This window comes from Sporofaciens sp. JLR.KK001 (assembly GCF_036941055.1).
Lineage (GTDB): Bacteria > Bacillota > Clostridia > Lachnospirales > Lachnospiraceae > Sporofaciens.
This window is the reverse complement of the sequence record NZ_JAYMNO010000001.1, coordinates 57,970-83,486: the sequence shown is the minus strand read 5'-3', so window position 1 is coordinate 83,486 and position 25,517 is coordinate 57,970. Positions and strand designations below refer to the sequence as shown.

Sequence of the window (25,517 nt, the reverse complement as noted above, 5' to 3'; positions counted from 1 at the left end):
TATCTCCGGTCTTTTTTATTTCCATATTTATTTCCATATATTCATATCTGATAAGACGGACATGGTTATTTCAGCCGCATTCGCTCCGGAGGCATCAGCGCCGGCGCCGATATTGGCCGCAAAAAAGTATGTATTGCCGGCGGTTTCAACATATCCAACAAACCATCCGTTTACATTCGTATCATTGATGCTTCCTGTTCCGGTTTTCCCATAGATAGTTCCTGTTTCTGATAAGGAGAGACAGATGGAATCCTTTACTGCCTCGACATTTTCAGGTTGGAATCCGAAGGCGTTGTTATATAGTCTGACCAGTTGTTCTACCTGTTCTATGGGAGAAATCTTTAGGGAAGATTCCAACCAATAGAAAGGGAGACCGGCTTCTGTGTTTTCATTGCCATATCCGATTTTCTGAATGTAGTTCTTAATAGAAGCAGATCCAAGCTGTTTATCAATTCCCTGAAAATACCAGTTGACTGAAGAGCGCATGGCGGATGTCAGGGTCTGGTCAGCATTCCATTCCTTAAACGGATAGTTTTCCCCATCCCATTTCATTTTGGAATCTTCCGGTGTAATAATACCTTCTTCCAGTCCAAACAATGCGTCATACATTTTGTATGTGGAGTCAGGAGAGCGCCGTAAGGAGGCATGCTCTATATCGTAGATGCCCCATGCGTCCTGCTCAAGATTATACAAAACAAAACTTCCTTCATATTCTCCAAAATAAGACGAAAGATCCAGAGAAGTGACGTCCTTTGAAGAGGTTTTCCATCGGTAGTGGCTATTGTCGGCCGCATATGTAGATAATATCGGCGCCAAGCTGATCAGAAGAACGGATGTCAGCAAAAAAGCAGCCATGCCTTTCAGCTTCTTCTTTAATGTTGGTGTTTCATAGGCGGCAATGTTCATGATGCGCCGTTTCATCTGTGTCATCGTTCCGCTGAGATTGACGGCAAAGAGGATGGAAGCATGAGAGATCTTTTCGGCAAAACTGATCAATGTATTTCCATAATCTCCATAAGAATCCCCATCAAGCATGTTCAGTACGGAGGTGTCGCAGGCAACCTCTCTGTCGCATTGCATTTCTCTCAGTGCAAGCCACACAACGGGATTGAACCAGTAAATAATTCTGGCAAGGACTATCAGATAATTAGCCAGTGCGTCTTTATGTCTGTAGTGCTGTAATTCATGCAGCAGCATATATCTTATTGGACGAAGCCCGCTTGTCTCAAGGCGGTACGGATTACAGGATGGCTTTTGGGTATTTTTAATCTCCGTTTCATTTTCATCATAATCTGAGATTAAATGAATCGGAAAATAGATGCGGGGCCTTAGAAGCCCTACAATCACGGGCGATTTCAAAAATGCGGTGCTGTATATGGGAATATTTTTTGTTATCTTCATCTCATGCAGGCATTCATGATACAGTCTGCGGATTTTGGGATGTTGTAGAGGAAGCGCAGACTGTTTCAGGTTTTGTAACCGGAGGAAAGCCTTCACCAGGAACACCACCATTACAAGGATGCCGGCAATCCAGATTCCCAGCAGTATGTTTCCGGTAATGGAAGAGGTACTGCTGCTTACAGAAAGAGTAAAATCATTCAGCCAATCCATATTTCCGGTCGGATCGGCAGTCATTTGTTCTCTTGCTGCATTCCCTGTATATGACACGGAGAAATTTTGAAAGAATGCAAGCCGGGAGAATATCCGAGAGAATCTGACTGAACGCAGCGGTATGAAAGGAACGGCCAGAAGTCCGAGCAGCAAAAACCACAGATGATACTGCATCCGGCCGGACAGGCTGTTTCGGAATAAATGCTTAACAGCCATAAGAAGCCCGATGATACCGCTGATGAACAGATTGCTTATAAGAAAATGTATGATAAAATCAGTCATGCAGTCTGCCTCCTTTACCGGGTTTTGTTGTGGAAAGAAGAGATCGCAGGTGTTCGATCTCTGAATCAGACAGTCTGTCGTTTTCTATGTACTCAGAGAGCATGGCAGTGATATCTCCATCATAGAAACGTTTCAGGAAAGAACTGCTTTCCTGGCCAATATATTCCTTTTCCTTTACCAATGGAGTATAGACGAATACCCGGCTCTGCTTTTCATAGGCAAGAGCGCCTTTGGTTACAAGACGTTTGATCAGGGTCTGTATCGTCTTAGGACTCCAGGCAGTGGTTTTCAGTAATTTCTCAGTGATTTCGTTGGTATTGATGGGCGCGTATTTCCATACGACCTTCATTACTTCATATTCAGCTTCGGAAATCTGCGGCAGAGCGGCCATAGTAAATCCCTCCTAATCTTACATGCGTAATAAAGATATTATATAGGGTGTACGGGGGATTGTCAATTATAGATGAATATAGATGCTTAGGTTTCTTTTTCGTTGCCAGGGAAGGTAATTAACGATATAATAAGGATAAGATATCTTACCTTTTTTCAATCAGGGAAGCAGCGATTGGGAAGAATTACCCTATGGATGTGAAGGTAGAAGCTTTACCATCGGAGGGGTATTTGACCGAAGGACAGGAAGTGAATTATAATTCTGAGAATATCATTCTGGAGGAATTTACAAAGGAACGCATTGTTGAAAAGAGATTATGCAGGAGTTCGGCCTGGATGATGCGGATATTTTGAAAAGGCTGCAGGAGGTGCAGTCTATGACGTAGATAATCTTCCAGTTTATTGTGCTGCAAAACAACTATCAAAAGTCATGAAAACACTTTTATTCTGCGTGTGGAATTAACAGACAGCTTGTTGCTCTCACATGGCACAAGATATGAGTTTTAACTTATAAAATCCCCTGATTTGTTGGGTTAAGTATTACATCGAAAGCCGAATTTATCTATAAAACTGACACTGCAGGAACTGTATGTAGTGCTGTGTACCGGATAAATGATCTCGCTTCCGTCCTGCATAATCCCAAAGACCCGTATAACATCCTCTTTTGTTTTTAGCGTGATAGTCATTGAAAGGGCAGTGCTTGGTTTAAAAGGGATATCCAGATTATCCGCCATCATGATCCGTTGATTTCCGATAAGGAGTTCCGCATGATAGATATATTCTTTCTGTTTTTCTGACAGTTCTCTATGAAAATCTTCCCATTTTGCATCGCTGTACCGAAGCAGGCAGTTGATTTCTGCGTCGAATGCCTTTTGGTACATGTAAAAACCGCCCCTCATTCTGCAAAAACGGGACGGCTTGTCATGCTTTGTTCTATGATAAAATCTTTTGCCAATAGGCTTCTAATATTTTATTATCGGAATTGAAGATTTCGTGTTTACTCCCTTTTACCCGGATAAGCTTTGCGTCTATATTTTTCCTCCTGCATAATTTCTTTACAAATCGTTCCTGTTCCTTTTTGGAAACATATGTCTCGCATTCTGCCTGGAAGATCCGGGTAGGACAGGAAATCTGACGCCACGCTTTCTTTTGGAGAGCATGGTTTAATCGATGCGTCTGCCAAAGCCATCCATAGGAGGCAGCGTTCATCTGGAATAAGGGCTCTTTGCGGCGTTTATCCTGATAATATAGGAACCGGCATTCGGAAGCGGACGCACTGTCGGCATAATGCTCCTTTCCTTCATAGGGATGGTTTCCCGGCAGATAGTGTTCTTCCCTGCCTGCTATGCAGAAAGTCTTTGCAACAAGATATGCCAGCGGCCAGGGAATAGGGGCGCTGTTTGGGCGTATCATTGGGGAAGAGAGGATCAGCCGCGAATAGATCCGGGGCTCTTGTGCCGCTGCACAGGCCGCAATCCCGCCGCCCATAGAATGGCCATACAGGCATATGGGAAGCTCCGGGAATTCCTGTGCCGCAAGGCGGCTTACAAACAGCAGGTCATCTACATATCTTTGATAATCATCAATATGTACCAGCGAGAGATCCCCGGTATCACTGCACAGCCTGTAACTGCGGCCGTGTCCGCAGTGTTCCGGCATGAAGACATGGTATCCCCCGCGAAGAAAATAATAGATATTTTCCAGATGCTTGTCGGCTGTTTCCGTATAACCGTGGGACAGGATGACAATGCCCTGAGGCTGGTCTGCAAGGCAGCGCAGATAGAAGATCTTTTTTCCTTTTTCCCGCTCACAGTATCTTTCCGTTTTCCTCTCTGCAAGATAAGGCAGAACGGACGACTCCATTATTTCCGCATATCCTTCTGCCGGTATGATCAGATTGTGAATGGTTCTTCTATCCATGTAAGGGTTCTCCTTTCATTTCCATGACGGGCATGGCGATTCATAACAGGTTACAGCAGTCATGACCATGTATGGCAAGTTCCTACCGTATATCTTGGCTGATTTTGTGTTCATCATAAAACAGGAAGATAATCCCGCCTAAAAAGCAGAAACATGCCGCCGTAAACGCTGCAATGCGGTAACCCGTTCCCAAGGAATCCCCAACCGTGGAAACCGCTGTAAACAGGAGCATGGAGAGGCTCTGGCCCAGCTTAAATGCAAAAGTCCTTGCAGCATAGAACATCCCCTCACGGTTGCTTCCGGTGCGTTTCGCATCGCTCTGGGCAATATCGGCAACCACTGCCTGAGGAAGGATCCCAAAGACCGCCATAGGTAAGGAAGCCGTAACCATAAGAATCAGACCCTGTACATTTGCAGAGATTACAGAGATCCTTCCAAGAAAGCCGGTATAGAGATATGAGAACGAAAAAATCACGAAGGCCGTTAATATCAGCTTTTTCTTGCCAAGTTTCGGCGCCAGCTTATTGATCGGAATATAAAATACCAGTGACAAAGCGGTCATACCGACAAAATAAAGTGTGGTCATCGTTTCCGGAAGTTTCAGCAGGCTAGTGACGAAGAACGGAAGACCTGTCTGGAACATGGTAATGGCAATCCAGTACAGGATGTCCGACCCGACGAATTTCAGGAATTCCCGATTCCGGAATGTGGAAGCGAGGGAGGAAAACGCGGTATCCTGTGAGGGAACAGTATCCACATATTCTTTTTCACGGATTGACCAGACCGGCACCTGCATACAGAAAAATGCGATGACAGCCATAACCGTGAACGTCGCGCGGATTGCGCCTACACGACCCAATACCGGGATGAAAGCTCCCCAGATTACCGGCGCCAGATAGGCAACTGCGGTTCCGGCAATAAAAGTAAAAGAAATGATTGTGGAAATATTCAGGCGTTCCTGCTGGTTGTGCCCTAATTCCGGAATCAAGGCATTATAGGGCGTACAGTAAGCCGTGATTGACAAATAATATACCATTACCATCACGAACAGGAAAACGGCATTGATCCAGCTGTTCTGATTGACCGGAGACCAGAATATAAGCACGGTAGACAGAGAAAGGGGCAGGGCGGCCCATTTTAAAAACGGGATACGCCGGCCATGTTCAGAGGTACAGCGGTCCGACAGGGATGCAATTAAGGGATCTGTGAACGCGTCAAAAAGCCGTCCGAAGGCGGTAATGCCGCCGATGACCGTAAAGATTCCGAGAATAACCAGTCCCTGGGGAATAAACAGTGTCTGCCCCTGTGCGACAGAGGCTTCATCCGGCTGATAAAAGTATACGAGCCAGTTAGAAATCAGACCTGACAATAAGGACCATCCGAACTGCCCGGCCGCGAATAGCCATATTTTACCTGTAGATAGTGATTTCATATGCATCCTCCTTACTGTGATTCTTTACTGCCAAGCCCGTTAAGGAGAAGATTGCCTGCAATCTCTACCTGTAAGGCCAGATCGACTCGTTCGTCTGATGAAAGGATGTGTCCATTGCATGCCAGTTTCTGCATCAGGCTCAGAAGCGTGTGCGTTACGGAAAAGTATACTTCATCTATGGTGTATGAAAAGGCCAGGCTTTTGTCCTTAAGGCCTTTTTCCAGAGCATTAGTCATATAAGGTTTCAGATTCAGGATATATTCTTCATATTCTTCCAGCCGTTCCTTTGAAATATGATATCTTTGGACAAAGATATCGAATTCCTGGAGAAATTTTAGAAATAGGAATTCTTCCTGGAAAATCTTTGTAAAGATCTGGAAAATACATTTTATCTGCCGGATGCCGTTCAGTTTCTGATATGCTTCCTGGGACAGGGAATCCAGATATTTTCCGGCGATCATCTGCCAGTAGGCAATTCCTGCCGAGATCGCAAGCTCTGCTTTGGTTTCAAAATAGCGGTAGATCGTGGCGGGGCCGACACCGGCTGCTTTGGCAATCTCCTCCACGGATGTATCTTCAATCCCTTTTTCGCAGAATAGCTTCAGGGCAGTATGGATTATCTGCTGTGTACGCTGCTCCATCTGCTGTTTTCGAATCTTAGATTCGCCCATAAGGTACATCTCCTGTCTTTTTTATTTTATGATAGTAATACTATCACTTTTTGGAAATGATGTCAATATTTACGTCCTTTATGGCGCACATTTCTCTATGGTTGACTTTTTGGCAAAAAAGTGGAATGCTGCTCAATTGATAGGAAATCCTTTATTTATTATAATGAAGAAAAGATGTAATACAAGAGATGATAAGGAGACAATAACATGGACAGACTAAAATTATCGGACAATATTATCCGGCTCAGGCATGAGCGGAAGATTACGCAGGAGGAACTGGCGAATTTCCTGGGAGTGACCAAGGCGTCCGTATCTAAGTGGGAGAATGCCCAGAGTACGCCGGATCTGATGCTTCTGCTCCAGATTTCCGCATTTTTTGACATGACGATAGATGAGCTGATCGGGTATAAAGCCCAGCTCTCCAGAGAACAGATCCGCCGTTTCTATGGGGAGCTCGTGGGAGATTTTGCGAAGCGGCCTTTTCATGAGGCAATAGAAAAAACCCGTAACCTGGCCCGGCGGTACTATTCCTGCCATCCTTTCCTTCTCCAGCTTATTGTATTGTACTGGAACCATTATATGCTGGCAGAGTCAAAAGAGGAACAGGCGAAGCTTTTGGAGGAGGCAGTCTCGTGGTGCGACCATATCTTAGAGAACTGCAGCGACGTAGGCGTGTGCAGTGATGCCCTGGTTTTGAAAGCAGGCTTAAGCCTCCAACTGGGGAAAGCAAAAGAAACGATTGCTATGCTGGAGCCGATGTCAGACCCTACCCGCCTTGCAGGGCAGGATGGAGCGCTGCTGGTTCAGGCTTACCAGATGGAAGGAGAATCTGAGAAAGCCAGAGGCTATATTCAGGCAAGAGAATATCTGGATCTGCTGAATCTGGTGAGTGATGCCATGATATCCCTGGCTTTATACCAGGATGATTTCAAGAGATGCCAGGAGACCATATGCAGGATTGGAAATGTAATAGAACAATACCGGTTGGAACGGCTTCATCCGAATGTGGCGGCGCAGTTCCATTACCAGACAGCGGTAGTGTATGCTTTGAACGGGGAGGAAGAAGGGGCGCTTAAGGCCCTCCGCTCTTTTCAAAAATGTGTTGACAGACTTTTATGTGCAGAGAAGCTGACGCTCCACGGGGATGATTATTTTGATCGGTTGGACGCATGGATTGAAACCCTTCCGCTAGGCGATATGGCTCCCCGAAGCAGGAAATTCATTTTCCGGAATCTGCAGGCGGCATTCGGTCATCCGGCCTTTGAGGGAATCAAAGAGAACCCCGATTTTCAAAGGATGCTGCAGCATTTTACGAGTAAGTAGGAGGAGAAAATGATGCCTGATATAAATGAAATGTTACCTTTTTTAATTCCGCTGGCGATTGTGGAGGTTGTGCTGCTGATCTATACGCTCCACCATATTTTGACACATCAAACATACAGGCACGGCAGCCGGGCCTTATGGATTGTGATTACGTTAATTGGGATGCAGTTTATCGGACCAATCCTTTATTTTCTGCTGAGAAGGGAGGAAAACTGAGATGGAGATGTTATCCCTTTCCCATGTGGCAAAAAACTTCGGAGGAAAACAGGTGCTCCGTGATGTCAGTTTCTCCGTCCCGGAGCATACGGTATACGGTTTCGTGGGACAAAACGGCGCCGGAAAGACCACGGCTATGAAGATGATTCTGGGGCTTCTGGCCGTAAGCGGCGGAGAGATTACCGTGAATGGAATGCCGGTCCGCTACGGAAACACACCGACAAACCGGCTTATCGGTTATCTGCCTGATGTGCCGGAATTCTACCCGTATATGACCCCGTCAGAATATCTGCGTTTTTGCGGTGAGATCTCTGGCATGCCGGTAAAAGAGATCAAAAGCCGCTGTGAAGAGCTGCTGCGTCTGGTGGGGCTGGAAAAAGAGAAACACCGGATCAAAGGATTCTCCAGGGGCATGAAACAGCGCCTTGGGGTTGCGCAAGCCCTGTTTGGCAGACCTAAGCTGTTGATCTGCGACGAGCCTACTTCGGCTCTTGACCCGGCAGGCAGGAAGGAATTATTGGACATTCTGACAGCGGCAAAGGAGGAGACAACGGTACTGTTCTCCACCCATATTCTGTCGGATGTGGAGCATATCTGTGATGAGATGGCGTTTCTGCACGAGGGGAAGATCGCCCTTAAGGGCTCTCTTGATGAGGTGCGTAAGCTTAAGAAAGCTTCGGCGGTGACTGTGGAGATGGAGCAGCCGGAAGATACAAAAGCTTTGCGGCAGGCATTTCCGTTTCTTAGGGCTGCTGGGAAGAACAGCCTTCTCTTAGAGGAAGCAGAGAGGCTTCCGGAGCTTCTGCATTGGATTGCGGACAGGAGGTATCCGGTTATGCGTATCGAACGGCAGGAGGCGGATCTGGAAGACCTGTTTATGGAGGTGGTAGGCAAATGAATGCATTTCTGAAAAAAGAATGGATGGAATGGAATCGGACCGGGCGGTCGTGGATTCTGATGCTGGTTTTCGTATTATTTGGGATTATGAATCCTGCCCTGGCGAAGCTTACACCCTGGCTTATGGAAGCCTTATCGGATTCCCTGGCGGATACGGGGCTTGTGACGACAGCCGTCCAGGTGGATGCCATGACCTCCTGGACGCAGTTTTATAAAAATATCCCAATAGGGTTGATCATTTTCATCCTGATCGTCGGTGGAAATTTTACCGCAGAGTACGAGAAAGGCACGCTGATTCCTGTCGTAACCAAAGGACTGTCACGCCAAAGCGTCCTGGCGGCGAAGGCGGTATTCTTATATGGCTCCTGGACGGTGCTGTATGCGGTCTGTTTTGGGATTACTTATGGTTACAACGCATATTTCTGGGATAACGGGATTGCCGGGAACCTGTTCTTTGCTGTCGCCTGTACGTGGCTGTTTGGCATATGGGCAGCCGCGCTTCTGATTTTCTTTTCCGCGGTGTCAAAAAGCAGTTCCCAGGTACTTCTAGGAACCGGCGGGACGGCGCTGGGCGTTTATCTTCTTTCTGTGTTCCCGAAGCTTGACGCTTTTCTTCCGGCAAGGCTGCTGAGGGGAATGGAGCTTTTACAAAGGGTCAAAAGCCCGGAAGATTATTATGCCAACATAGCGGGAGTGGGGCTAATGGTTTTGCTGTGTATGGTACTGTCTGTCGGTTGTTTTAACCGGAAACAGTTGTAGAATGGGAGGAGAGTTATGCTTATCATCAATCATTTGACGAAACATTATAAGGGAAGCAGTAAGGGGATCTCGGATCTAAGCCTTCATGTGAGACCGGGGGATATCTATGCGTTTATTGGACACAACGGAGCCGGAAAGACTACTACGTTAAAGTGCATTGCCGGTATTCATGATTATGAAACCGGTGAGATTAGGATCGGAGGTAGGAACCTTCGGGAGGCTCCCCTTGCCTGCAAACAGGTAACGGCTTATATTCCGGATAATCCGGATCTGTATGAGTATCTGACAGGTATCCAGTATCTGAACTTTATTGCCGATATTTTCAAAGTTTCAGCAGAAGACAGGAAGGAACGGATTCAAAGATACGGGGATGAATTCGAGATAACGGCGTCTCTTGGGGATCTGATTTCCTCTTATTCCCATGGCATGAAGCAGAAGCTTGCAATCATATCTGCGATGCTGCATGAACCAAAGCTATTGATTCTGGACGAGCCTTTTGTCGGGCTTGACCCGAAAGCAGCCGTTGTCCTGAAGGGTATGATGAGGAAGCTTTGTGACAGCGGGGGCGCCATATTCTTCTCCACCCACGTGCTGGAGGTGGCTGAAAAGCTCTGCAACAAGGTAGCGATGGTCAAAGACGGGCGTCTGGTTGCCTCCGGCAGTATGGAGGAGGTCGTGGAGCAGGGCAGAACTCTGGAGTCCATTTTTATGGAGGTGGTAAATGATGCCGGCACAGATTAGTTTGGAACAGATTAAGATTATGGCAAGGCTGGAGCTCTGTAATCTCTTTGGCATCAATGTTTTACGGTTTTCTAAGGATAGGCGTGCGAAAAAGAGGGCGGTACTGCTGTCCGTTCTATGGGCGTTCCTGATTATGCTGATGCTTTTTTACGTGGGCGGTCTTTCCTACGGCCTGGTTCGGCTTGGGGCGGAAGCGGAGATCATTTCATGCCTGATCGCGGTTTCCAGTATCCTGATTTTTATTTTTGGAGTCTTAAAGGCGGGAAGCATCATATTCCGGGTACAGGGATTTGATATGGTATCCGCCCTGCCTGTAACGAAAGGCGCGATAGTAATCAGCCGGTTTCTGCGCATGTATACAGAAAATATGCTGCTGGCAGGTCTGATACTGATTCCGGGGATCGCAGTATATGCCTGGTCAGTGAGGCCGGAGGCAGCATTTTATTGGAACGCGTTTCTTGGAATCTGGTCCGTGCCGTTATTGCCAATGACAGGGGCTATCCTTGCGGGGGCGCTGGTTTCAGGTATTTCCGCCAGGATGAGGCATAAAAGCCTGGCTGCGTCAGCGCTGACGCTTCTGTTAGCTTTTGCGGTTATGTTTGGTTCTTCACGGCTTACGGCTATGGAAGGGATGGAAAGCATGGAGATTATAGCGGAACTGTCAGGGATGGTTTCGGCCGTGCTGGAGGACTGCTATCCGCCTGCCGTCTGGCTTGGAACGGCGATTGTAAAGGGGGAATTCGGCCGGTGCCTGATGTATACGGGAGTGTTTCTGGCTGTATTTGCTACAGCGGCGGCGATCGTATCCGCCTGTTTTCAGTCCATCTGCCGGAACCTGCATACAACGGCGGCAAAGCATAATTATCAGGTGGGAGAGCTGAAAGCGGATTCGGCGCTGGCTTCTCTGTGCAGAAAGGAATTCCGACGGTATTTTGCATCCAGTATCTATGTGTCCAATACGCTGATTGGGCCGATCCTGGGATGCGTCATATCGGGGGCGCTTCTTTTTACAGGGACGGAGAGGATTAAGGAAATACTGCCGGTTCCGGTTGATCTGGCGGGGATTGCGCCATTCCTGCTGGCAGCTACTTTTTGTATGATGACCACTGCGGCGACTTCTGTTTCTATGGAGGGGAAGAACTGGTGGCTCGTCAAAAGCCTGCCGCTGCCGACGAAAACGATCCTTGACGCGAAGATTCTGATGAATTTGATACTGGTTCTGCCTTTTTATCTCCTGTCAGAGGTTTTCTTAATCTTAGCATTAAGGCCCGGGATACAGGAAGGTTTCTGGCTGGCAGTGATTCCGGTGGTGATCCTTTTGTTTGCCTGTATATACGGGATTACCATAAACCTGCATTTCCCGGTTATGGATTGGGAGAATGAAGTAAGCGTGGTCAAGCAGAGCGCTTCATCCATACTTGGCGGCATGGGCGGGGCTGTCCTTGCGGTTCTTGGCGGCGCGGGCGCCTGTGTGGTTCCGGGAGGATATCTTGGTGGATATGAGACGGTTCTGTGTGTGTTGGTTTTGGGGATTGCATGGTTGTTGTACCGAAAAAATAACCGCATGGATTTGCGGGGAATTTGAGGAAAACAGGATTGATATATTTCGTCTTTGGAGAGTCGTCGGCACATGGCTGCCTCAGCACAACTTAACAACGGAACCATTTTCGATAGAAAAGTATTTCCAGAATGCGGAAGATATGGTATGGAAATAAATTCATAAATCTGGAGAAAAACTTACATCGGCCAATGGGAGTGATTCGGTAAGCTTTGTATATGAAGATTCTTCGCTTACATATGCCGGCCAGACAACCACTCTTGCATTGGCCGAACCCGATTTTATCCAGGAAATACAGGCGCCGGAAAAGTATTATAAGTCAAACGAAATATATGAGTTTACATATACACACAAAAATGACGAGACATATGAATATATATTTTTTCTCATGATTATACTAATAAAAGATTTATGCCCGCTTGGTTCATTGCTCGCGGGCATAAAATATCATTCATATTCGGCTGTCAATTAAGGCGCAGCCGCTCAATAATGCTCGCCCTGACCATCCTCCTGTATACAACGACCGGTATCGTCACAGTCAGAATGAAAAGGAACGGATATAAAACCAACATCGGCCACGCCACAAAGTGATATGTGAAAAACCAGATGCTGGAGGATATCCCCCTTACAATCACCAGGGAAAGGAATCCTCCGAAGACTACAGACGCAGCGATTGTCCCTGCCGCATAATAAAGCCCTTCATAAGAAAGCATACTTTTTAGCTGTTTCCCCGTCATACCGATACTCTGTAACATGGCAAATTCCTTCCTGCGCGTAAGAATACCTGTCAGTACGGAATTTATAAAATTTGCTATTCCGATAAAGCCAATCAAGACACTCAACGTACCGCCGATTGTAACGATTAAGGAAGTCAGACTGTCAAAGGACTCTTTATAGGTTCCTCTGGAATCAAAATCCATATTCGGTTCTGCATTTTCCACGTAACTGCCCAGAAACTCTTCCATCTCCGTTTCCCTGCCGTCTTTCACATTGAATGGGAAACCGACCAGATGAGGGGTATCGCAGAGCTTCCGAAAACGTTCTGTCGGCAGGTAGAATCTCGACGCACCCGTGTGACGGGTAGTAGCCGTATTCTCATTTGTGCGGACCTTCGCCATAACCGTAAGGTCAAAACTTCTGTCTCTGGAAATATGTGTGCCATCCACATTCAGATGGTTGAAATGTATCTTGTCCCCGACATTCACCTCCGGATTGTCGATCACGTTTCCATTATCATCACACTCAACATTAAACAGAACATAATCTCCTGATGCTAACGCCTGCCAGTCTATTGTTCCCTCTATGACCTCCATAGAATCAAACAGGAACTCATCCGCCCCGTACAAATCAACATACGGGTTCCCGTCAGTATCCTTATTATAGTTGGCAAACGCCTGACTGGAGGCGGAGAATGCTTCCTCCAGAATCCGCGACGTGTAAAGCCGGCCGCCGTCTTCAAAACTGTCTTGCCGCCGCACCGCTTCTATAAATGACTCCGACAGCTCATACTCGCTTCTTTCAAACCGATACTGGAAATAATCTGCAGAAGAAATCAAAAAATCCACATCCATAAATTTTGAAATATATTTGTCAATATCAAATCCTGCCGCTAATGTAAATACGGTATTGAACAGCACCAGGCTCAGCGTCATGGATACCAGAACAAGCACGGTACGTCTGCGGTTCCTGCCCAGGTTCGCCAAAGCCATTCGATGAATTTTCGCCCCTTTTGTTGACTTCTTATCCGTACTCTTCTTCCCAAAGGCTCCAGGGTCATTTTCCGTATACCGGATTGCCTCAATCGGAGACACCATTCCCGCGATTCTGGCAGGCCTGCGTACACTGATGAAAACTGTAATCAGGGCAAATAATGCCGAGCCGATAAAAATATAAGGATTGGCCGTCACCTTGATTCCCGCCTCTGATGTATAGCTGGTTCCATTCATCAGGAAAGGCACCAGCGCACGTCCGATCAAAAATCCAAACAAAAGCCCGATCGGTATACCAATCAGCGAAAGCCGCAGTACCTGGCCGGAAATCAGCCTCTTAATCTGACGTTTTGTAATCCCCAGCGTTTTAAGCTGCCCGTAAGATTGGATATCCTGTATCACAGATATTTGAAAAATATTATATATAATCAGGTACCCCGCCACAATGATGAGAAGAATCCCTGCAATTCCGGAAATAAGCATGGCAGGATTTTCAAGCAGGTTTCCTCCTGTATATGCCGGACTGACCCTTGCAATAATATAATTCGGATCTTCTGCGCTTCCTCCCATTGTGTCGCATGTATATCCTGTTTCAGAAAGGAGCTGCTGCAATTTTGCCTCTGGGTCCCCGTTTCCTTTAAACATGATATAAGCTGCGACAGAACCGGTATAATCACCGCCTACCGTATGGGTATAGCCGTCAAGTTCTGCATGACTGTCCATAAAAGCCTTTGATACAAGCAGCCTCCCTACATTGCTCAGGCTGTCTGTTTCCCAAAAACCGCACAGTGTGAAATCGGTCTGGTATTCTTTCCCTTTCATCTCATAGGACAGAGAAACTGTCTCACCAATTCTGGCCGGTATCCCCAGCGCCTCCAGCGTTTTCGTATCTGCCATGATCTCCCGGTCCGCTGCTGGCTTCTGACCTTCTGTCGGTTCATATCGCGCAAAGTCAAGCATCGTATCGTCCATATACCAGACTTCTGCCCGCCATTTTTCAAGTCCCGGGTTCTTGAGCTTATAGGAAATACATTTCGTATAGGCAATCCTGTCAATGAGAGGACTCCCTTTCACATCCTCATAGATATTGTCATTAATATAGCTTAACACAGCCTGACCGTCGCCACCCGCTTTCCGGATATTCTGATCGTGGATGGTGTCCATCATGCCAAAGCCCAGAGTAAAAATCGCAGCAAAGAGGGTCGTCGTCAGAACAATCGCAATCACGGCAATCATATTTCTGTTCTTGTTCGCCTTAAAATACCGCCCCGATAGCCGTTTTAACACAGCCTGATTATTATTTCCAAATAGAATATCATTCATCCTCTGTCCCCTCCTTACTCCGAGATCCTGCCGTCCTCGATACGGACAATACGGTCAGCCAGCTGGGCAATCTCATTATTATGCGTAATCATCACAAGGGTCTGGTCAAACTTATAGCTTGTGGTTTTCAGAAGCCCTAAGACATCGCTGCTGGTCCGGCTGTCCAGATTTCCGGTCGGTTCGTCTGCCAAGATGATTGCAGGTTTTGACACAAGCGCCCTGGCAATCGCCACCCGCTGCTGCTGTCCTCCCGAAAGATTATTCGGCATACTGTTCAGCTTGTCATCAAGTGCAAGCAGCCCTACCACATCTTCCATGAATTTCTGGTCTACAGTGTCGCCGTCCAGTTCTACCGGCAGCACAATATTCTCGTATACATTAAGAATCGGAACCAGGTTATAATTCTGAAAGACAAAACCGATATTGCGCCTGCGGAAAATCGTAAGCTGCTCGTCTTTCATTTGGGATAATTCCTTGCCTTTTACTTTGATACTGCCGGAGGTCGGATTATCCAGACCTCCCATCATATTTAACAGGGTAGACTTCCCGCTTCCGGAGGTTCCGACGATGGCCACAAATTCTCCCTGTCCGATGTTAAGGGTAATCCCGTCCAATGCTTTGGTTATATTGGGCTCTTCGCCATAATATTTTTTTAAATCTGTCGTCTGCAAAATGCTCATAGGTTCACGTCCTTTCTGATAATTAAGAAACGTCTTTCCACGTTTCTAACCATATCATAACAGTCAAACCTCTCAGAAATCTCACCGGAAACAAAGACTTTTCAACAATTTGGCTTTGAAATCTCACAATTCAGTGACATTTCGGCAGTAATGAAGAGAACAGAACGGCTAAGCATTCCTCTCTTTCAAAAGAAAAACTGAAAAGACAGAACCTTTTCCCACTTCCGATGCAACTTTCATGTAACCGCCCTGCATCGTAATAATCTCCCGCGCCAGATACAAACCGATACCAACCCCCGGGGTATCATGCACGTCATTTTCCCTGTAAAAACGTTTGAAAATCGCTCCATGCAGATTTTCCGGTATTCCCTTTCCGGTATCTGCAATATCAATTTTCAGATATAATTCCTGACTTTCAACATGGATATCTATCCTGCCTCCCTCCGGCGAATATTTCACAGCATTATCCAGAATATTAAACAATGCCTCTCCCGTCCACTTCCGGTCATGATAGGCCTTTAAATTGGCGGGACAATCCACAGAGACTTCCATCTGCTTTTTTTCCGCATGAAACAGGATGCTCCCAAGAGCCGACGCCAGCGTATCATAAACAGGCTGCACTTTCTTCTCCAGAGAGATGATGCCTGTCTCTAAGCGGGAAGTCTTTATCATTGCCTGCATCAGGAAATCCAGTTTGTCAAGCTCAGTCCCGCAGTCCATCAGGAATCTGGTTCGTCTTTCCTCTGACATAGGCTCTTCAAGCATTGTTATATTTACCATCTTAAGATTTGTGATGGGCGTCTTAACCTGATGAGAGATATCAGAAATCAACTCCTTAAGCTTAGACCTTTCCTTTGCAATGCTGTCGCGGTTTTTCAGCATTATTTCATAAAGCCTTACCACCCTGTGATTAATCTTATAGAACAGGTTTTCCTCCAGCACGCTCTCAAGCAGAGTTGTCTCTCCCTCTGCCATCCGGTCTAACTGCTGGCAAAGGGTATCTGAGAATAAAAGAAGCTTCTGGCGGATCAGTGCGATAAACAAAGCCCCGCAGACAAGCACAAGAAAAATGTAAAGAAGGCCCAATAGAAGCACTTCGGCCTGCCCTGTCAGCAGATAAAAGCCTGCAAGCACACAGGCAGAAAGTGTACAGAAAATACCCAGGAGCGCCGCACAGGCTTTATTTACAGAAACGTTTATTGCGTTCATTTCATTCGGCCCCCAATCCACATATATCCCATGCCATAAACGGTTTTAATATATTGAGATCCATCGCGCTCTATCTTGTTGCGGATACGGCTTATGGCAACCGTAAGGGCATGCTCATCTACAAAATTACGTTCGCAGTCCCACAGTTTTTCCAGAAGTATCTGACGGGTCAGGACAGTCTGCGGGTTCTGTATCAGTACCTTCAAAAGGCGGTATTCCATGGAAGTAAAATTAATCGGTTCTCCTGAGAAGGCTGCCGTCATCTCAGAGAAATGAACAGACAGATTCCCGTCGTCATAAGTATCCCCGCCGGTCTGCTTCTGTATCCGCGCAAGCAGAGCAGAAACCTTTTTGCGGAATACACTGATATGAAATGGTTTTGTCACATAATCATCTGCCCCTAACTCATATCCTTTTAACATGTCGCTTTCCATATCATTTGCAGTCAGGAAGATTACAGCAGTATCCGGATACTTTTCTTTCAGCTTCTGGCATAATGCAAACCCGTTTCCATCCGGGAGATTGATATCCAAAACGGCCAGTTCATATGTCTGTTCTTCACAGCATTGCTCTGCTTCTGCTTTTGTCTTCGCCGAATCTACCTTATAACCGCCCGCAGATAAATTATAGCAAAGCGTACTATTTAAAAGATGGTCATCTTCCACCACTAAAATCCTCATATGTTCACCTTCCCTTACTATATTTTTCTCCTGATTATATCGGATTATATAATATTATCACCCAAATGTCACAGAAATCTCACATGAGCCATGTTTATTTCGAAGCCGTCACAAATTCCTTATTTATTGTTCGACCATAAAAAGATTGTCTGTACTCTTGCGGAATAGGTTATGAGATTTTAGGTAATCTTTTGGATAATACCCTTGAAGTGATAAAAAATGAGGAAGGTGTCTGCAGCAAATCTGCCGCGCGACGGCAAAAGAAAAAAAGCCGCCGCGGCAATTACGCGAAGTTACTTTCCGAAGCCCTGCACAGTCTGTCGGACGAAAAACGGGAAACCGTACTGCTGTATTATTTGAATTACCGTCTTTTTACTCCCTGTTTATCGTATCCACCACCGTCATTTTCTTGATCTGCTTCACCGGCCCCATAATCGCCAGACATACGGAACCAAGCATAATGAACACAATCACCAAAAGCTCCCATCCCGGAACGCTCCATTCATCTCCCCATCTGGAAGTCACAAGGTTTTGGAACAGAACCTTATTAAGCGGCAGCCCGATCACACATCCTAAAAGAACACCAAAGACCGTATAGGTCATTGTCTCACCCAATACCATCCTGTTTAACTGCCGCACAGTCATTCCAATCGCCCGCATCGCGCCATACTCCCTCATCCGCGCCGACACGCTCATAGCAATATTATTGATGATATTAAAGAAACCAATCATAGCAATCACTGCCAAAAAACCATAGAGAAATACAGACATCGAATAGCTTGCCCCTTTCGTTTCCTTGTTTCCGATCCGTTTGTCAGAAAATGCAACACTGCTGCCACATTCCTGTTCCATTACCTTGCGGATTTCCTGCACCTGTGAATCCGTTGCATCCCGATTAAGCTGTACATCAAGAACCGCATACCCGTCTTCCCCTGTCAGTTTCCGGAACAATTCTTCCGAGCAGACTGCCATTCCTGTCATACTGTCTGTAGTACTGTCCGCTCCATAACTATACGGAACATCTCCAAGGGTACCGACTATGGAAGTTTCTTTCTCCCCACCGCCTGCCGATACCGTGACATTGCTGCCTGCAGCAAATGTATTCCCTTCCCGATGTACGGAAAGCATACCTTTTCCATCTATCGCATCCTGCAGATTTCCCTCAATCAGAGAATCCTTTGCCCACTCAAATTGCTGGTCATCATAAGAAATCACAATAAGAGTGCTCCCATCCCCTGGAATCGTAAACTCTGCATAACCCCTGCCAAATGCACGCTTCACGCCCGGATACTTTATGATTACTTCATCAAGCCCTGACGGAATCTGATTAGTATAATCTTCCTTATAAATATAAAGATCGGGAGCAGACGCACGAAGCGGCGTAAGCGCATGATGCATAAAATCAATAGCTGTGCCAAATGCAAGGAACAGGATAATACTGAATGCAAAAGAACTTGTTACCAAAAGGAAATTCTTCTTACTTCCAGAAGCATGATGAACCCCCAACGCCATATCCACTTTAAAAATCCGTGTATTTGCCGTCCTTTTTACTGCCTGCACGGTTCCTGCATTTCCGGAAACTGCTGTTAACGGAGACACTTTCGCAGCACGCTTAGCCGGAGACCTTGCAGCCAGAAATACAGTAACGAATCCCACGATCATTCCGGCTGCGACCGCTATATAACTGACTCCGAACACCGGCAATCCTTCAAAAAGCCCCGGACTTAGACAACGCAGCATTCCACAAAGAACCCATACCATACAGATCCCCGCAATAATGCCCGCTGGAATGGCCGTCCTGCACCAACCAAGCGCTTCTCTTCGCACAAAACGGATCACTTGCTTTCCGGTTGCCCCAAGGCATCTCATCATACCAAAGAATTCTGTCCGCCGTGCGATATTACTGTTCATACTTGCTGTAATCATAAAGATTCCTGCAATCACGACTAACGCCGCCAAAACTGCCGCCACAAAATATAGCTGCAGGATATAGGTATCCTGGCTCTGAAACATTAGCATAAGAACCTTTACATTCTGACGCACCTGTCCCTCTTCCATGCCAAACTGCGCGCTGATCTCACGGATTGCCTTCTGGATATTACAAAACTTCCGAAACTCTACATAATAAACCACTTCCTGTGCCGATTTTGTTTCTTCCGGCCGCAATGCAGAAAATCCGTCCGTATTCAGATACATGCCAAACGCGTCATGTTCTGCCTCTAACGCCGTATCTTTCGTAATCCCGGTAATATGATACTGCTTCATCTCCCCCTGTGGAGTTGCCATGCTGACAGTATCTCCCACCTGCACGCCCAGCCGAGTCCTTGCACTCTCATTCAGAACTGCCTCTTCGGTATTTTCCGGAAATGTTCCCTCCGTAAGCTTTGCTGCCGGAAACATTTCCAAAAGCTCTTTGTCAAACCCACAGACTGCCGTCTCGATTCCTTCAATCCGATAACCGTCTCGCAGATGATAATTCAGCACCCCATACCGCGCAATATGTTCCACCTCCGGCCGTGCTTTCAAAAGCGCTCCCTGTTCTTCATCCACCAAAAAACCTGCATGCCAGCTTCCATCACTCTTAACTGCCTGTATCATCTGGGAACGAATCTCCATATCCGCCATCCCAAAAATCACCGTGACCAGAAACACTGCCAGCACAATGCAGAGCCTGGTCATCCGGTTCTGTTTCTTATGCTGTTTCGCCGATATTTGTATCAAATCCAAATAATGCTTCAATCCGACACACCTCCCAGCTCAATAAGCTCACCGTCCGTAACCTGGAACACCCGGTCTGCCTGGGACGTCAGGTTCATATTATGGGTAATCATTAAAACAGTCTGCTGATAATGCCTTGACGCTTTGCACAAAAGATCCATTACATCCTGGCTGCTCTGGGAATCCAGATTCCCGGTCGGCTCATCGGCAAGAACTAGCGCCGGTCTCATAATCAAAGCACGTCCTATGGCCACCCGCTGCTGCTGTCCGCCAGAAAGCTGTCCCGGCAAATGCTTCCGTCTGTTCGTAAGCCCCAGTACCTCTAAAATCTCATCCACCTGTTCCTGATTCGGTTTCTTGTAATCTAACAGAAGCGGGAAGATAATGTTCTGCTCTACATCAAGCTCTGGAATCAGATGAAAGGACTGAAAAATAAACCCGATATTCTGTCTGCGGAAGACTGTTCGTTCATTTTCCCCCATCGCAAATATGTTTCTGCCATTTAAAAATACACTCCCGGAGTTTGCCTCATCCAGCCCGCCAATACAATTCAGAAGCGTGCTCTTCCCAGAACCGGATGCTCCGACGACCGCTCCGAATTCTCCTCTCTGCATGGATAAAGAAACATTCTTTAACGCATCTACACGGGCCTCTCCGCTTCCATAAACCTTACACAGATTCTCTACTTTTAATATTTCCATACAATCCCCTGCCTTTCTCAACGATTCTTTTTTGGATGTACAAAAAAAGAATAGCATCTTGACCTTACATTCCGGTGAATGGAAACTTACAGATTCGTAAGAAAGGTCAGCCAGAATACACTCCCCTCTCCGGGCCTGCTCTCCACAGACAGATTCCCACCCTGACCTTCCACAATTGATTTCGCCAGGGAAAGCCCAAGCCCTGTCCCCTGCCGGTCACTGGAAGACCGGCTTCGATAAAACTGTTTAAAAATATGATGGATGTCTTCCTGCGCAATGCCTGACCCGTTATCTTCTACTGTCATGCGAAAAACTGCAGGGGTTCTTTTCCACGATACACGGATAACATCTCCTGTTTCCGTGTGATCGAGCGCATTTTTTATAAGATTCCCAACCGCCTCTTTCGTCCACTCCTGATCGCAGATCAGTCTCTCCTCTGGCCTGCCGTCTATCAAAATCTCTTTTCCCTCCTGCTTCGCGCGTTCCAGCAGATCGTCCACTGCCTGCCCTGCGACTTCTGCCGCAAAACACTCCTGTTTTTCAAAAACTATATTCCCAGTATCCAGACGCGCCATTTTTAAAAGAGATTGTATTAACCGCTCCATCCGTTCCAGAGATTTCATGGATTTCTGAGAAAAAATCTTCACCGTTTCTTCATTCTCCGGCTCATCTTTTATGATCTCCATATACATATTTAGAGCTGCAAGAGGCGTTTTCAGCTGATGTGAAATATTCGATATCATATCTCTTAAAAACATCTTTGCTTTGTGTTCCATCTCACTCTTTGCCTGCAGCGACATAGCAAGCTGTTCAATACTGCCAAACAACTGGAAAATTGCCCCTGTTTCTCCTGCGGGCAGATGGTTTTCAAACCGGTTCTGGTCATACTCTGCAATCACCGTTTCAATACTCTCATACATCTGCTCTCTTCTTCGCAAAAACAATCCCGTACCGCCCAAAACCATAATCGCAAAAACCAGACCTACTGAAAGCAGCGCTGCGATCCGCCAAATATACGTTTGCTCTACAAACAGCAGTAAATAACTCTGCGTATGTTCTGTATGTCCGATGGTTTCCAACAGTTGTTTCCCTTCTTCCGTTACCTCCACATGATTCCATGCAGAGGCTACCAGTGCAGGTGAAACTTCCTGTTCCAACAGATAGGAAACTGCCGCAAGCTCGCGTTTTATAAGAATTCTTCTGATATCCTGTGCCTGAAAAATGCCGCAGATTCCCAAAACGCAGATCTGCAGCAAACAAATCACTATAAGAAACAGGTAAAACCTTCGTGTCTGCTTTTCATATAGAAATTTCAAACTTCTCACTCCTCCCGCTGGTATCCGAATCCCCGGACCGTTTTCAGATGTTCCGGCCGAGACAGGTTCTTCTCCAGTTTTTCACGCTCACGGCGTATATTATTCGCATAATAACTCTGTTAAAATATATTATACATTATTTTTATGGTGCTGTACGTTGCTTTCCGACTCTGCAAATCTTCCTATGTCCCCGGTTTCCTTAACCCCAATCCTCTTCGCCGCCTGCTCCCTGTCACAGCCAAATCTGCGCTCTTCCTGCCCTTCAGGATAAGTCCACTCAACTCTGTCCGCATTCTCTGTCAGGCACAAAAGCAGAATTGCCTTCTTCTCCATCTGCCAGTGAAAGCTTTTCTTGTCCTGCGGCCGTTCCTCATAATGGATCGTAAGCACATAAGGCTCTTCTTCTGCCTGAAACTCTATCGACCGTTTCATATCAGGAAATATGCCTATACATTCCATCAGTTTTCCAACGGGCATCTCCTATATGTGGATTTTTAGCCTCATATAACGATCTGGCATAAGAAGATACCGCATATACTGCTCTTAGTTCTTCTACGCTTTTTTCGGAAAATACGAGATAATACAGAATCTCCCCCATATTTTCCTCCAACGCGCGTTGTTTCGTCTCTGCATCCATAAATTCCTGACAGAATGGTCTTCCAAATTCACTCTGTCCTTGAGTATGGGCAGATCAGCCGAAATGCAACAATAACCCACAGATAATATGAAAATCTTCTAGGCATCTTCTTCATAATCATCCTTGCCAGCAATACCAACGCAATTACAAATACGGCAGTCAGCGACATATTGCAAACTGCTAAAAATACTCTGCATATTCCGTTCATATCTCATCCTCCTCAGGAATGTTCCCTGTGCGAATCGATCATCGCCTTAATCTCCTTCGCCTCTCTCTCCGAAATCTTCCGGTTCCCCAAAAAAGCTGCCACAAACTTCGGGAGGGATCCCTCAAATGTCCTATTCATAAAGTAATCGGTTTCCGCCGCCTGGCATTCCTCTTTCAGAACCAGCGCCGTCACAAGAGCCGTATCATTCCTTAAGAACCCCCTCTTTTCCAGCTTCTTAATCACCGTATACGTTGTAGATTTCTTCCATCCCAGCTGTTCTTGGGCGACCCTTACCAAATCGCCGCTGCGCACAGGGGATAATTCCCATACAAGACACATAAAGCGATATTCACTGTCACATAATCTTAAGTCTTCCATATCTCATCTCTCCCTACTTAATTCTCATATATCAAATCAGGTCTACTAATATAGATCACATAATTAGTCTATATTAGTAGACCTGATTTGTCAAGTTATTTTCTTTTAACAGAATTTTTGTCGCTGAATCATGGCTGATACTTCCGCTTCCGGTTAGAATCTTTCTGCTGCCCGAAGTCAAAATCGTAGCATTGATTTCAGCTAAATCGAAATAACCAGAAACAAGATTATTGAGTATCTTCAACTCATCTTCTTTCAGAGAATTCCCCTTTCATAAATCACTTCTGCAGAGAATTGCCCCAGATACGGAACTGGGTACCACGGATTGATTTGACACAGTAGCCTACTGAAATAATGACATCCAGATTCTGCAGCCACCATGTTCTGAACATGATATTATCGGAGAAGAAGGTTATAAGTGAGAAAGGTTAATTAGCCCTGTATAGACAATGCTTGAACCAACTTGTTCGAATAACTATACTTAATATAAGGATTTGCAGCTGAATCAGAATAAAAAATAATTATTTTTTGTCACACAGATAAGGAAGCGCTGTCTAATTAAGTAGGAGGTAAAATCTATGAAGAAAAAAACGAATGAAGAATTACAGGCTTTGGTCAATAAAGCTACAGCAGGGGATAAAAAAGCCCTTGAAACGCTTGTCGCAAGTGTGCAGGACATTGTGTTCAATTTATCCCTGCGGATGCTCGGTACATTCGCAGATGCAGAGGATGCCACGCAGGATATCCTGCTGAAAATGATTACTCATCTATCGTCTTTTAGAGGCGACAGCTCATTTACAACATGGGTATTTTCCATCGCTGCTAATCATCTGAAAAACTACAAAAAGCATATGTTTGCCCGCTATCCGCTGAGCTTCGAGTATTACGGGGATGACATAGAAAACGGAAAAGTACAGGATGTGCCGGATTTAACGCAGAATGTAGAAAAGGATGTTTTGGCAGAGGAACTGAAAATGTCCTGTACCAACGTGATGCTGCAATGTCTTGATATGGAAAGCAGATGTATTTTCATATTGGGTACGATGTTTAAGATTGACAGTCGTATTGCAGGGGATATTTTGGAAATGACCCCAGAGGCTTTCCGTCAGCGACTTTCCCGAATACGCAGAAAAATGGCAGATTTTCTTGGACAGTATTGTGGAGAATATGGCGGCGGCAGATGCAAATGTAAAGACAGAGTGAACTATGCGATACAGAGTCATCGGATAAACCCGCTGCAGTTAGATTATACAGCAGCTACGGAAATTTCCATTCAAACTATGCTTGATGTTAAAAATGCTATGGAAGATATTGACGATTTATCACAGGATTTCTCTTTCTGTAAGCCCTACCAATCTCCCGAACGCACGAAACATCTGATACAGGAATTTTTAGATTCCACACAGTTTTCCATTATCCAAAATTCGTAAAGGAGACGACAGATTATGAATACACAGATAATTATAGATTATTTATCGGCATTGAGTTTGAATAACAACCGTGAATGGTATCATGCGAATAAGGAAGATTACAAAAAAGCGAATGCTGAGTTTGAAGGACTATTACAGGCTTTGATGCTGGAAATCGGAAAGTTTGACAGCAGCATTTTACATAACAATCCGAAAGACCTTACCTTTAAGCTGGTAAGGGATACCCGTTTCAGCCGTGACAAATCGCCTTATAATCCTGCGTTCCGTGCTCATATTTCCTCTAAAGGCAAGCTGCCTGTCCCTGTTGGATATTACATTATGATAAAGCCGGACAATCAATCTTTTTTAGGCGGCGGTTTGTTTGCAGATATGTTCAAAGATGCGACAACGATGATACGGGATTATATTGCCCAGAATGGCGAGGAATGGGAAAAAATCATCCATAAGCCAGAGTTTGAAAAATATTTTACTGTTGAGGGAACGGCATTAAAGAATGTTCCTGCGGGATATGAGAAAGAACATCCGCAGGCAGAATATCTAAAATTTAAGAGCTGGTATCTGGAATATCCGCTAAAGGATAAAGAATTGAACGAGGCAGAAGCATTTCTTGCAAAGGCAACAGAGATTTTCCGGATCATGAAACCTTTTAACGACTATTTGAACAAGGCGCTTGCGGGCTTTCAAATGCCAACAAGGTAATAAAACGTTCAAATTGAGGTTAAACAGAA

26 protein-coding genes and 3 pseudogenes are annotated in these 25,517 nt (G+C 45.8%); 10 read left to right on the top strand and 19 right to left on the bottom strand.

Features of this window, described 5'->3' with window-relative positions; genetic code table 11:
- Nucleotides 1–27: 27 nt before the first annotated feature.
- Nucleotides 28–1,893 (bottom strand): BlaR1 family beta-lactam sensor/signal transducer, encoded by a 1,866-nt coding sequence (locus tag VSQ62_RS00450; RefSeq protein WP_334632594.1) that lies wholly within the window; start codon nucleotides 1,891–1,893, stop codon nucleotides 28–30.
- Entirely contained in the window at nucleotides 1,886–2,284 is a 399-nt protein-coding gene (locus tag VSQ62_RS00445; protein ID WP_334632593.1) for a BlaI/MecI/CopY family transcriptional regulator, read from the bottom strand. Before VSQ62_RS00445 ends, VSQ62_RS00450 begins: the two co-directional genes overlap by 8 nt.
- Before the next feature lie 191 nt (nucleotides 2,285–2,475).
- On the opposite strand from VSQ62_RS00445, the gene VSQ62_RS00440 reads away from it, so the two are divergent.
- The gene (locus tag VSQ62_RS00440) at nucleotides 2,476–2,637 is read left to right on the top strand and encodes a hypothetical protein (protein ID WP_334632592.1); all 162 of its coding nucleotides are present in this window, start codon (nucleotides 2,476–2,478) and stop codon (nucleotides 2,635–2,637) included.
- Between the two features lie 78 nt (nucleotides 2,638–2,715).
- A pseudogene (locus VSQ62_RS32590) lies at nucleotides 2,716–2,790 on the top strand (pyridoxamine 5'-phosphate oxidase family protein); the annotation flags it as partial.
- Nucleotides 2,791–2,816: 26 nt separating this feature from the next.
- Here the strand turns inward: VSQ62_RS32590 and VSQ62_RS00435 are convergent.
- The 4 genes from VSQ62_RS00435 to VSQ62_RS00420 form a co-directional block, all read right to left on the bottom strand.
- On the bottom strand, nucleotides 2,817–3,164 hold the full coding sequence (locus tag VSQ62_RS00435; RefSeq protein ID WP_334632590.1) for a VOC family protein: 348 nt from the start codon (nucleotides 3,162–3,164) through the stop codon (nucleotides 2,817–2,819).
- A gap of 52 nt (nucleotides 3,165–3,216) precedes the next feature.
- Complete coding sequence (locus tag VSQ62_RS00430; protein WP_334632588.1) at nucleotides 3,217–4,203, bottom strand: alpha/beta fold hydrolase; 987 nt, start codon at nucleotides 4,201–4,203, stop codon at nucleotides 3,217–3,219.
- A gap of 82 nt (nucleotides 4,204–4,285) precedes the next feature.
- Nucleotides 4,286–5,635 (bottom strand): MFS transporter, encoded by a 1,350-nt coding sequence (locus tag VSQ62_RS00425; RefSeq protein ID WP_334632587.1) that lies wholly within the window; start codon nucleotides 5,633–5,635, stop codon nucleotides 4,286–4,288.
- An 11-nt stretch (nucleotides 5,636–5,646) separates the two neighbouring features.
- Nucleotides 5,647–6,306, bottom strand: a complete 660-nt coding sequence (locus VSQ62_RS00420; RefSeq protein WP_334632586.1) for a TetR/AcrR family transcriptional regulator — start codon at nucleotides 6,304–6,306, stop codon at nucleotides 5,647–5,649.
- 207 nt (nucleotides 6,307–6,513) lie between these two features.
- Between VSQ62_RS00420 and VSQ62_RS00415 the strand changes: the two genes are divergently transcribed.
- Genes VSQ62_RS00415 through VSQ62_RS00390 form a run of 6 tightly spaced genes read left to right on the top strand, consistent with a single transcriptional unit; the run spans nucleotide 6,514 to nucleotide 11,827 of the window.
- On the top strand, nucleotides 6,514–7,629 hold the full coding sequence (locus VSQ62_RS00415) for a helix-turn-helix domain-containing protein (RefSeq protein ID WP_334632585.1): 1,116 nt from the start codon (nucleotides 6,514–6,516) through the stop codon (nucleotides 7,627–7,629).
- A 9-nt stretch (nucleotides 7,630–7,638) separates the two neighbouring features.
- Nucleotides 7,639–7,845: a PLDc N-terminal domain-containing protein gene (locus VSQ62_RS00410; RefSeq protein ID WP_502957702.1), complete on the top strand. Its 207-nt coding sequence runs from the start codon at nucleotides 7,639–7,641 to the stop codon at nucleotides 7,843–7,845.
- 1 nt (nucleotide 7,846) lies between these two features.
- Nucleotides 7,847–8,743, top strand: coding sequence for an ABC transporter ATP-binding protein (locus tag VSQ62_RS00405; RefSeq protein WP_334632584.1), 897 nt, complete (start codon nucleotides 7,847–7,849; stop codon nucleotides 8,741–8,743).
- Complete coding sequence (locus tag VSQ62_RS00400; protein ID WP_334632583.1) at nucleotides 8,740–9,501, top strand: ABC transporter permease; 762 nt, start codon at nucleotides 8,740–8,742, stop codon at nucleotides 9,499–9,501. The genes VSQ62_RS00405 and VSQ62_RS00400 overlap by 4 nt, the downstream gene beginning before the upstream one ends.
- Before the next feature lie 15 nt (nucleotides 9,502–9,516).
- Complete coding sequence (locus VSQ62_RS00395; protein ID WP_286082534.1) at nucleotides 9,517–10,242, top strand: ABC transporter ATP-binding protein; 726 nt, start codon at nucleotides 9,517–9,519, stop codon at nucleotides 10,240–10,242.
- Nucleotides 10,223–11,827, top strand: a complete 1,605-nt coding sequence (locus VSQ62_RS00390) for a hypothetical protein (protein WP_334632582.1) — start codon at nucleotides 10,223–10,225, stop codon at nucleotides 11,825–11,827. The genes VSQ62_RS00395 and VSQ62_RS00390 overlap by 20 nt, the downstream gene beginning before the upstream one ends.
- A 437-nt stretch (nucleotides 11,828–12,264) precedes the next feature.
- Here the strand turns inward: VSQ62_RS00390 and VSQ62_RS00385 are convergent, their stop codons facing one another.
- The 13 genes and pseudogenes from VSQ62_RS00385 to rhuM all read right to left on the bottom strand — a co-directional run.
- Nucleotides 12,265–14,832 (bottom strand): ABC transporter permease, encoded by a 2,568-nt coding sequence (locus VSQ62_RS00385; RefSeq protein WP_334632581.1) that lies wholly within the window; start codon nucleotides 14,830–14,832, stop codon nucleotides 12,265–12,267.
- Nucleotides 14,833–14,846: 14 nt separating this feature from the next.
- Entirely contained in the window at nucleotides 14,847–15,512 is a 666-nt protein-coding gene (locus VSQ62_RS00380) for an ABC transporter ATP-binding protein (RefSeq protein ID WP_334632580.1), read from the bottom strand.
- A 168-nt stretch (nucleotides 15,513–15,680) separates the two neighbouring features.
- Nucleotides 15,681–16,721 carry a sensor histidine kinase gene (locus tag VSQ62_RS00375; protein ID WP_334632579.1) on the bottom strand — a complete coding sequence of 347 codons (1,041 nt, stop codon included), beginning with the start codon at nucleotides 16,719–16,721 and terminating at the stop codon, nucleotides 15,681–15,683.
- Nucleotides 16,718–17,401: a response regulator transcription factor gene (locus VSQ62_RS00370; protein WP_334632578.1), complete on the bottom strand. Its 684-nt coding sequence runs from the start codon at nucleotides 17,399–17,401 to the stop codon at nucleotides 16,718–16,720. Before VSQ62_RS00370 ends, VSQ62_RS00375 begins: the two co-directional genes overlap by 4 nt.
- Nucleotides 17,402–17,773: 372 nt before the next feature.
- Complete coding sequence (locus VSQ62_RS00365) at nucleotides 17,774–20,140, bottom strand: ABC transporter permease (RefSeq protein WP_334632577.1); 2,367 nt, start codon at nucleotides 20,138–20,140, stop codon at nucleotides 17,774–17,776.
- Complete coding sequence (locus VSQ62_RS00360) at nucleotides 20,137–20,820, bottom strand: ABC transporter ATP-binding protein (protein WP_334632576.1); 684 nt, start codon at nucleotides 20,818–20,820, stop codon at nucleotides 20,137–20,139. Before VSQ62_RS00360 ends, VSQ62_RS00365 begins: the two co-directional genes overlap by 4 nt.
- Nucleotides 20,821–20,906: 86 nt before the next feature.
- On the bottom strand, nucleotides 20,907–22,136 hold the full coding sequence (locus VSQ62_RS00355) for a sensor histidine kinase (RefSeq protein ID WP_334632575.1): 1,230 nt from the start codon (nucleotides 22,134–22,136) through the stop codon (nucleotides 20,907–20,909).
- A 5-nt stretch (nucleotides 22,137–22,141) separates the two neighbouring features.
- A pseudogene (locus tag VSQ62_RS00350) lies at nucleotides 22,142–22,234 on the bottom strand (response regulator transcription factor); the annotation flags it as partial.
- Nucleotides 22,235–22,265: 31 nt separating this feature from the next.
- Nucleotides 22,266–22,568: a DUF4825 domain-containing protein gene (locus tag VSQ62_RS00345; RefSeq protein ID WP_334632574.1), complete on the bottom strand. Its 303-nt coding sequence runs from the start codon at nucleotides 22,566–22,568 to the stop codon at nucleotides 22,266–22,268.
- A gap of 1 nt (nucleotide 22,569) precedes the next feature.
- Nucleotides 22,570–22,734, bottom strand: coding sequence for a hypothetical protein (locus VSQ62_RS00340; RefSeq protein WP_334632573.1), 165 nt, complete (start codon nucleotides 22,732–22,734; stop codon nucleotides 22,570–22,572).
- 67 nt (nucleotides 22,735–22,801) lie between these two features.
- On the bottom strand, nucleotides 22,802–22,981 hold the full coding sequence (locus tag VSQ62_RS00335) for a M56 family metallopeptidase (RefSeq protein ID WP_334632572.1): 180 nt from the start codon (nucleotides 22,979–22,981) through the stop codon (nucleotides 22,802–22,804).
- Between the two features lie 12 nt (nucleotides 22,982–22,993).
- A complete protein-coding gene (locus tag VSQ62_RS00330; RefSeq protein WP_334632571.1) occupies nucleotides 22,994–23,359 on the bottom strand; it encodes a BlaI/MecI/CopY family transcriptional regulator in 366 nt (121 codons plus the stop codon).
- A gap of 281 nt (nucleotides 23,360–23,640) precedes the next feature.
- Nucleotides 23,641–23,727 (bottom strand): annotated as a pseudogene (gene rhuM / locus VSQ62_RS00325) (RhuM family protein); the annotation flags it as partial.
- 210 nt (nucleotides 23,728–23,937) lie between these two features.
- Here rhuM and VSQ62_RS00320 point away from each other — a divergent pair.
- Nucleotides 23,938–24,789 carry an RNA polymerase sigma factor gene (locus VSQ62_RS00320; protein WP_334632570.1) on the top strand — a complete coding sequence of 284 codons (852 nt, stop codon included), beginning with the start codon at nucleotides 23,938–23,940 and terminating at the stop codon, nucleotides 24,787–24,789.
- A 15-nt stretch (nucleotides 24,790–24,804) separates the two neighbouring features.
- Nucleotides 24,805–25,488, top strand: a complete 684-nt coding sequence (locus tag VSQ62_RS00315; protein WP_334632568.1) for a DUF2461 domain-containing protein — start codon at nucleotides 24,805–24,807, stop codon at nucleotides 25,486–25,488.
- Nucleotides 25,489–25,517: the final 29 nt, after the last annotated feature.